This window comes from Limnohabitans sp. (assembly GCF_044373035.1).
In the GTDB taxonomy this organism is placed as follows: domain Bacteria; phylum Pseudomonadota; class Gammaproteobacteria; order Burkholderiales; family Burkholderiaceae_C; genus Limnohabitans_A.
The window spans coordinates 1-7,898 of the sequence record NZ_JBILQU010000118.1 but is presented as its reverse complement, the minus strand read 5'-3'; the positions used below and the strand labels follow the sequence as shown (position 1 = coordinate 7,898).

Below are 7,898 nucleotides of genomic sequence, written 5' to 3'. Positions count from 1 at the left end.
AGTCCGAACTTTGCCAGACCGCTGCCATGCCATAGGGGTTGTCGGCGGCAGGCGGCGCTTCAGCCTTTGGTGGTGCCACTTGCGCGGTCTGAGGCACCGCAGACGCCGGCGCAGTTGCCGCTGCAGCTGCCGGCGCAGCAGATTGGGCCAACGCATTGGTTGAAATGCCGACTGCCGAAACAACTACCAACCCGAGTGCCAAAGCCCAAGTCTGTATCCACGCGTTAATTTTTTTCTCCATGACGATCTCCTTTATTAAATGAAACTCAAACTTCTTTTGCACTCGGATGGGACGCCCAAAATGCGACTTTTTTGCGGTGAATCCAAACAGATTCATTCTTCATCCACTCGATACGCTAAAAAACTTCACGGAGTTCAGTATTCCTGTCGGATCGAAGGCGTGTTTCACCTTCCTCATCAACTGACTGCGCATTCAAGCGGTCTGTCTGCTGCTGGCCCGTAGCTGCCTACAGGCGGCATCACGGTGGAGGTGTATTGGGTGCCCATGCTCGACTAAGCGTTGTCTCCAGTCGGCATACCCAGCAAGGCCATCAGGACTTCGTGGCGACCCCTCATGTACTCGCGGGTTTCGGGCCACGTGCGCTGCGCGGCGACTTCAAGGGCGCTTCGGACCGGTGGATCCGCCAACATGTCCCGCATGGGCCAGAGATAGTTCTTCAGTCCGAACGCGATCGCTGCACTGCGCGACAGTTTCACCAAGGTCTGATGCTCGGAGCGGATGAATCCTTGCTCCAGCAGCCGTTCAGGTGTCATCGGAAGGACGAGGTCCAGCGCATCGGCGTGACGAAACAGCCTTGGCGACAGGTGGGGGCCCCAGTTTCGCCTCCAGACCACCCGTTCAGGCCGCATGGCATGAAACGCACGGTCTACCGATGTTGCGAGGTGAACCTCGTATTGCGGCACGCTGCCCTGGTGAATCTCCCGCGTTGTCCGACCCAGCCGCGCCCGTTCGTGGCTCAACTTGCGGTCCTCTTCCCACTGCGCGTGCTGTTGCTCGTGCTCTGGGCCTGGGTCAGGCCGATCAAAGCAGCTGCGCAACGACCAGCCGTTTGGAAACAGCAGTGCGCCGCTCATCAGACGGTAGGTGACCTGGCCCTGCGCGTCCGGCTCTGAGGGCAGCATGAGCAGGAAATCCTCGGTGGCCAGTGCCGCCACGGCAACCATCGGCTGCGCGCCCTGCGGACCGACATCGACGACCACACCGGTCAAATGGCAAGTGACGCGATCGCCTTGTCGGCTGAACGCGCGTGGATGCTGTGTCGTGAGCCACTGCACGACGCGATCACGCAACTCGGTCTCTGCCAGCAAGACCGCTTGCGAGTCCAGCCGGTCGACCACCCAGCTGCGCCTTGTTGCCAGCAGCGCCAAACGCTGCCGCATCTGCTCGGGGTAGGTCGAGTCAATCTGCAGCCAGCTCGGGTCGCCCGCCGGATAGGCATTCATCAACACCGTCTGCGGCGGTGGCAGCAGGCGCTGCATGTGATCGCCTGGCAGCGCGCGCACCTGTTCTGCATCCACCGGCACAGCATCCAGTTGGATGCCATGCGGTACATCGCGAGTGGGCGATGCGGACTCAGCGAGCCCGAATTCCATCAGCCCCCTCGGTTTGTCAAACGTGTTGGTCATGCTCTTGCCTGATCCTGACAGGTTTCCTTGATGGCCATCAGTACTTGAAGCCGAGCCGGAGCTCGAAGGTGCGTGGCGCACCGAAGCTCTCAACCACGCCGCCGTAAGCGTAGTCGGCACGCATCGTCCGGTAGAGCTTGTCGGTGGCGTTCATCACACCGGCCTGCATGTACCAGGCGTCCCTCGGAGCCGACCAACGCAGTGATGCATTGACCAGTCCATAGGCTTCTCCCTTGTTATTAGCCTGGTCCAGCGTCAACGGGAACACCACGCTGCTGCGGTAGTTGTACTCGAGGTGGCTGCGCAGTTGTCCCCCGGCCATCGCGACTTTGTGGTCCAGCCAGACCGAGCCGCTGCTCTTGGGCGTCAGCGGCAACGGCATGCCACTGAGGTCGCGGCGCGTCGATGGGGACACGTAGTTCAACAGTTCACTGTCGATGTAGGCGGCCGACAGGCCACCACTGAAGCCCGCACCCAGCGCCGCATCGGCGCTCAGCTCAAGGCCTTGAACTTTGGCTTTAGAGGCGTTGTTGACGTTGACCACAAATTTGCCCGACACGGCGTCCATCACAGCCGTGCGCAACTGCAGGTCCTTGTAGTCGTAATTGAAGGCAGATGCGTTCAGCGACAGCGCCCCGCCCATTAAGGTGCTGCGTACGCCGACCTCGGTCGCCAAAATGCTTTCTGGCTCGAACTTCTCGATCCCGGCTCGCCCAAAGTTGAAGCCGCCGCTCTTGAAGCCCTTAGACACGCTGGTGTATGCCATCAGCCCCTTCGAGGGCTTCCATTGCAGCTGCGCCTTCGGTGTGAACGACGAGAAGCTGACGTCACCAATAAAGTTCGCCCCAGACCGCCGGTTGGTCGCATCGCCATCCTTGGTGTCGCGGCTGTAGCGCGCACCCAGCAAACCTGACCACTTGGATGTGAAGTGATAGGTCATTTGGCCAAAGACCGCTTCTGAGCGACCGCTGCTCTTGACCGTCTGGCGTGCGAAGTCGCAACTGCCCGGCACGCCGCAGTTGATGGGCCCATGCAGCAGCCAGTCCAGCGTCTCGGTGCCCTTGTCGCGGTACAGGAAGATGCCGGCTGTCCACTCCAGAGGACCATCGCCTTGGCTGTAAAGCTGAAACTCTTGAGAAGTAGATTTGACGTCGGTGGTGGTGTCCTGCGTTTCCAGCTTGGCACCCGTCCAGTCTACGTCGTTCTGGTCACCGCTCTTGAAACTCGTGATTCCGGTAATGGACTTGAACCCAACTGCGCCGAGGTCCCAGTTCACGGTGGCCGCCATGACGCTGGTCTTGCGTGAGCTGGTGACGGGAGAGTCCAGGCGGATGTTGCGTGCGTCGGTGCGGTGATTCGCCGCGGTCAACTTGTAGTCGGGATCCCCGACTGAATACGGGTACAACGGCCCGGTAATTGTGGGGTCAGTGGACACACCGTAGCCGATCGTGCCCTTGTCCTCGGACGCCTGAGCCAACAAGGTGAGATCACCCTTGGCGCCGAGCGCAACACGCAACTTGCCACGGAAAGCCTTGAAGTTGTTGTCGTCCAGACCCGTGCCCGTGCTCAGGTTGCGCGTGTAGCCGTCGTCCTTTGAGTAAGCCACTGCAAGGCGGCCGGACACATCGTCTGTGCCGCCGCCCACAGCCATCTGCGTGCGACGCAGGCCCAGCGAGCCGGAGCCAATGAAACCTTCCGCACTGGGGTTTGCAGTGGGTGCGCGCGTCACGACGTTGATGGCGCCACCCGTCGCATTGCGGCCATACAAGGTGCCCTCAGGGCCTTTCAGCACCTCGACACGCTGCAGGTCGAACAGTTCTGTCAGCGCCATGCTGGATCGCGGCAGGTAGACGCCGTCCAGGTGCACCGCATTGGACGGATCCGCGCCGATGCTGCGCACGTTGTTGGACACGCCCCGGATGGACAGGTTCGTCTCGCGACCACCGGAGGACAGGCTCAGGCCAGGCACCTTCTGCTGAAGGTCGGCCGAGTTCACGATGCCTGAGCGAGCCAGGTCGTCGGCCGTCAGCGCAGTGACGGATGCGGGCACATCTTGCAGGGTCTGGCGTGTTTTCAACGCCGTGACTTCGACCCTCTCTAAGCTGGTGGCGGCCGATTCCGCTTGCCCAGTGCCTGTCCCGGTTTGCGCGGGTGCATTTTGTTGGGCATTCGCCGACAAGGGGGCCAGCATGGCGATGGCGAGCGCCACTGGCGAGAGACGAATAAGGGGAGCAAAGTGGGTCATGGGAACCATCCTTTCAAAGAAAGCCTATTGTTGACGAAGATTTTCCAGGATGTCAATGCTTTATCTATTATGGAAAACTCTGACACAATCAACTGCTTAAAAGACTACTCCGCGCATGTGTGCAGGCGTGACAAGCGTAGACAAGTGATGTTGTTTGACGTTATATTTCCAAAATAGAAACTTTTTTCAGGAGCCCACGATGGTCCATGACAGCCACCCGATCCCCTCTTCGATGGAGCAGCGCGATCGCGATTCCTTGCTGCACCCCTTCACCCGTGCCGACGACTTTGCCGCCGGCCGGGTTCCGGGGCAGCGCATCGTGCAAAGTGCATCGGGCATTCGCGTCACCGACGCTCACGGACGCTCAGTCATCGACGGCATGTCCGGCATGTACTGCGTGAATGTGGGCTATGGCCGACAAGCCATCGTCGACGCCATTGCAGAGCAGGCGAGCGAGTTGCCCTATTACCACATCTTCGCGGGCGCCTCGCACCCGAAGGCCATCTTGCTGGCCGAGAAGCTGATCGCGCTCACAGGCGGACGCATGAAACGCGTCTTCTTTGGCCTCTCGGGTTCTGACGCTAACGAGACGCAGATCAAGCTGGTTTGGTACTACCACAACGTCATCGGCAAGCCCCAAAAGAAAAAGATCATTGCGCGCCAGCGCGGGTACCACGGCGCCACCACGATGACGGCAAGCCTGACCGGGCTGCCGAACTACCACAGCGGCTTTGACCTTCCCTTTGCATTGGTGAAGCACACGATCGCCCCGGATGCCTTCTGGGCACCCGAGACCGACCCGCGCGCTTTCTCTCAACGCTGCGCCGATGAACTGGAGCGGCTCATCCTGGAGGAAGGCCCTGATACCGTTGGCGCCTTCATCGCCGAGCCTGTGGTCGGCTCCGGCGGCATCCTGCCGCCACCGCCTGGCTACTGGGAAGCCATCCAGGCAGTGCTTCGCAAGTACGACGTGTTGCTGATCGCCGACGAGGTGATCACCGCCTTCGGACGCGTGGGTCACATGCTGGCCGTCGACGGCTATGGCATTGAGGCCGACCTGATCACGCTGGCCAAGGGATTGAGCAGCGGTTATGCCCCTCTGTCGGCCGCGCTGGTCGGCCCCAAGGTCTGGCAAGCGCTGCAGGATGGCGCGCGGACGCACGGTTTCTTTGCGCACGGCTACACCTACTCGGCACACCCACTGGGCGCTGCAGCCGCTCTTGCGAACATCCAAATCATCGAGGAAGAAGGGCTTTGTGCGAACGCCGCCGACGTGGGTGCCTACCTGCTTCAGCAATTGCGTGAACGTCTGGCCGCCAACCCGCTGGTGGGTGACGTGCGTGGTGCCGGCTTGCTGCAAGCTGTGGAGTTTGTGGCCGAGGGCCCGCCCCGGCGACGGCTTGACGCCTCACTGAAGTTCTCGGCCCAGGTGGCCGCCTTTGCCATGGAAGAAGGCTTGCTCGCCCGGCCGCTGCCCGTGAACGACATCGTGGGCATCTCGCCGCCGCTCATGCTGACGCGCAGCGATGCCGACCAGGTTGCCGAGATGCTGCAGCGGGCCATTTCTCGTGCATCTGCGATGCTGAGCACGGACCAGCGCCGGGGAGCTGTGTGATGGCCAAGTCCTATGAGTTTGTCACCCTGGACGTGTTCACCGACCGCCGTTTCGGTGGTAACCCGTTGGCCGTCATCGCCGACGCCCGCGGCCTGGACACTGCGACGATGCAGGCGTTGGCCGGCGAGTTCAACCTGAGCGAGACGACCTTCGTGCTGCCGCCCGATGACCCTCGCCATACCGCCAAGGTCCGCATTTTCACGCCATCGGCCGAAATCGGCTTTGCCGGCCATCCCAACATCGGCACCGCCTGGATGCTGGCAGCGCAGGGGCGCGACACCCATGGTCGCCTGACCTTTGAGGGCGGCAGTGGGCTGGTGGAGATCGACGTGGAGCGCGACCGCGGGGAACTGCGCATGTGCCGTCTGATGACCCCTAAGGCGCTGAGGCTGAGTGCCGCGCCCGACGCAGCCGACTTGGCACCATGCGCCGGACTGGAAGCGGGCGACATCCGACAAACCGATGTGGCGTCGGTCGGTCTGGACTGTGTGTGCGCCGAGGTCGCCGTGGAGGTGCTGGCACGCGCTGCGCCCGATGCCTCTGCGTTCCGGGCGGTGGCAGACCGCTGGCTGGGGCCACAGGGTCGATTCATGCTGTGCCTTTACGCCCGCGACGGCAACCAGCTGCGGTCGCGGGTCTTCGGCCCGCTGTATGGCGTGACCGAAGATCCTGCTTGTGGCAGCGCCACGGCCGCGTTGGCAGGCCTGCTGCTGGAGCGAGATGGCGCGCAGAGCAACCAGCTCGTGATGCAAATGGGTGAGGAGATCGGCCGCCCGAGCGTGTTGCATACCGGCGCCCAACGCGGCGACGACGGTGTGCGTGTTTGGCTGGCTGGCCAGTGCGTGGAGATGACGCGGGGCACCGTCTTCCTCTAGCAGTGCCCCCAGCAGTCTTTGGCGCCGAGAAACTTAGCGCTTGCGGCTCTTGGGTCTTGGAGACGGCTTGGCCGGGGCAGGCTCGGCCGAGTCTTGAGAAGCAGGTGCCTGCACAAGCTGCGGCTCATCCATCGTTGGCGGATAACCCGCTGCCGCCAACGATGGCCCGTCCGAGCAGACGGTCAGCACGCGGCAGGGGCCATCGCCGACACGCAGGTAGGCATGGCCCATGCTGCTATCGAAGTACACCGAGTCGCCGGTCTGCAGTAGCACCGGGGCATAGAGCTCGGTGTGGAACATCACTGCACCTTCCAGCACCACCGAGAACTCCTCGCCACTGTGGCGCAGGAGTTCACCGAACTCTGCCAGCGTGCGCGCCTTGGGTTGGCCGAAGATGGGCACCATCTGTTTGTTGAGCAGCTCGGTAGCCGAGTACACATGTCCGTAATTGGGTGTATCGATGACACTGCCCTCACCGCTGCGGGACAAGCTGCGACGCCCTGAGAAGGCGAGCGTCCGCGCAGGCACTGCTTCGCTGGGTGCCGTGTCCGCGGCGAAGAGCTGCCCGATGTCGATTCCCAGGCCTTTGCTGATGCGCGACAGCTTGTCATAGGTGAGCGACATCTTGTCGTTCTCCACCTTCGAGAGGGTGGAAACCGACAAGCCCGTGCGTTCGCTGACCTCGGCCAGTGTCCAGCCACGCTGCTCGCGCACGGCTCGAACCATTGTCCCGGGTTTGGCGGGCAGGTTAAGGATTTCAGGCACGGAGTCGCTCATGCATATTCTTCGGTCAAAGGGTCAGAAACCAACGGTTGGTGTGGCTGAATGTTAACCCGTTGCATCATATGCATGTTCTCTCCTTTGCGAGCCAGGCCTGGGCCAGCCGCACCCATGCCGATGCGCCGATCGGGATCAGGGCATCATTGAAGTCGAAACTCGGGTTGTGCAGCATGCAGGGGCCCATGCCGTGCCCCGCATGGCGGTGGTCGCCATCGCCATTGCCGATCATGAAGTAGCAACCGGCCTTGGCCTCCAGCATGAAGCTGAAGTCCTCTGCACTCATGGTCGGCTCGAACGAATGGACGTTTGCCGGACCAACGAGTTCACGCAGCACGCCCTGCAGGAAGGCGGTCTCCATGGGATGGTTGGTGGTGGGTGGGCAGTTGCACTTGAACTCCATCTCGCAACGCGCGCCATGGGCCGCGCCGATGTTTTGCACCAACTGTCTCATCCGCGCCTCGACAAAGTCGCGCGCCTGTACCGAGAAGCAGCGCACCGTCCCGCGCAACTGGCAGCTGTCGGGCAGCACGTTCAGCGCGTCTCCGGCATGTACCTGGGTAATCGACAGCACCACCGACTCGGATGGTTTGACATTGCGCGACACGATGGTCTGCAGCGCCGTGCCGATCTGGAAGGCGACCTGGATGGCGTCGATGCCTTGATCCGGCATCGCCGCGTGCGCGCCCTTGCCATGCACGTTGATGGTGAACTCGTTGCATGACGCCATCATCGGCCC

The 7,898-nt window shown here is 62.1% G+C and carries 7 protein-coding genes and 1 pseudogene; 2 read left to right on the top strand and 6 right to left on the bottom strand.

Annotated elements, in window-relative coordinates; translation table 11 throughout:
- The 4 genes and pseudogenes from ACIQ47_RS13590 to ACIQ47_RS13575 all read right to left on the bottom strand — a co-directional run.
- A pseudogene (locus ACIQ47_RS13590) lies at positions 1-337 on the bottom strand (hypothetical protein); the annotation flags it as partial.
- A 3-nt stretch (positions 338-340) separates the two neighbouring features.
- On the bottom strand, positions 341-433 hold the full coding sequence (locus tag ACIQ47_RS13585; protein WP_396438630.1) for an FAD-linked oxidase C-terminal domain-containing protein: 93 nt from the start codon (positions 431-433) through the stop codon (positions 341-343).
- 80 nt (positions 434-513) lie between these two features.
- The gene (locus ACIQ47_RS13580; RefSeq protein WP_396438629.1) at positions 514-1,647 is read right to left on the bottom strand and encodes a heme-dependent oxidative N-demethylase family protein; all 1,134 of its coding nucleotides are present in this window, start codon (positions 1,645-1,647) and stop codon (positions 514-516) included.
- A gap of 37 nt (positions 1,648-1,684) precedes the next feature.
- Positions 1,685-3,892: a TonB-dependent receptor gene (locus tag ACIQ47_RS13575; RefSeq protein ID WP_396438628.1), complete on the bottom strand. Its 2,208-nt coding sequence runs from the start codon at positions 3,890-3,892 to the stop codon at positions 1,685-1,687.
- Between the two features lie 199 nt (positions 3,893-4,091).
- Here ACIQ47_RS13575 and ACIQ47_RS13570 point away from each other — a divergent pair, with 199 nt between their 5' ends.
- Together ACIQ47_RS13570 and ACIQ47_RS13565 are read left to right on the top strand one after the other, a co-directional pair.
- Positions 4,092-5,507 (top strand): aminotransferase, encoded by a 1,416-nt coding sequence (locus tag ACIQ47_RS13570; protein ID WP_396438627.1) that lies wholly within the window; start codon positions 4,092-4,094, stop codon positions 5,505-5,507.
- A complete protein-coding gene (locus ACIQ47_RS13565; RefSeq protein WP_396438626.1) occupies positions 5,507-6,382 on the top strand; it encodes a PhzF family phenazine biosynthesis protein in 876 nt (291 codons plus the stop codon). Before ACIQ47_RS13570 ends, ACIQ47_RS13565 begins: the two co-directional genes overlap by 1 nt.
- Positions 6,383-6,415: 33 nt before the next feature.
- Here ACIQ47_RS13565 and ACIQ47_RS13560 read toward each other — a convergent pair whose 3' ends face one another.
- Both ACIQ47_RS13560 and ACIQ47_RS13555 read right to left on the bottom strand, forming a co-directional pair.
- A complete protein-coding gene (locus tag ACIQ47_RS13560) occupies positions 6,416-7,159 on the bottom strand; it encodes a helix-turn-helix domain-containing protein (RefSeq protein WP_396438625.1) in 744 nt (247 codons plus the stop codon).
- 64 nt (positions 7,160-7,223) lie between these two features.
- Positions 7,224-7,898, bottom strand: a 675-nt coding sequence (locus tag ACIQ47_RS13555; RefSeq protein WP_396438624.1) for a M20/M25/M40 family metallo-hydrolase, incomplete at its 5' end; no start/stop codon positions are given.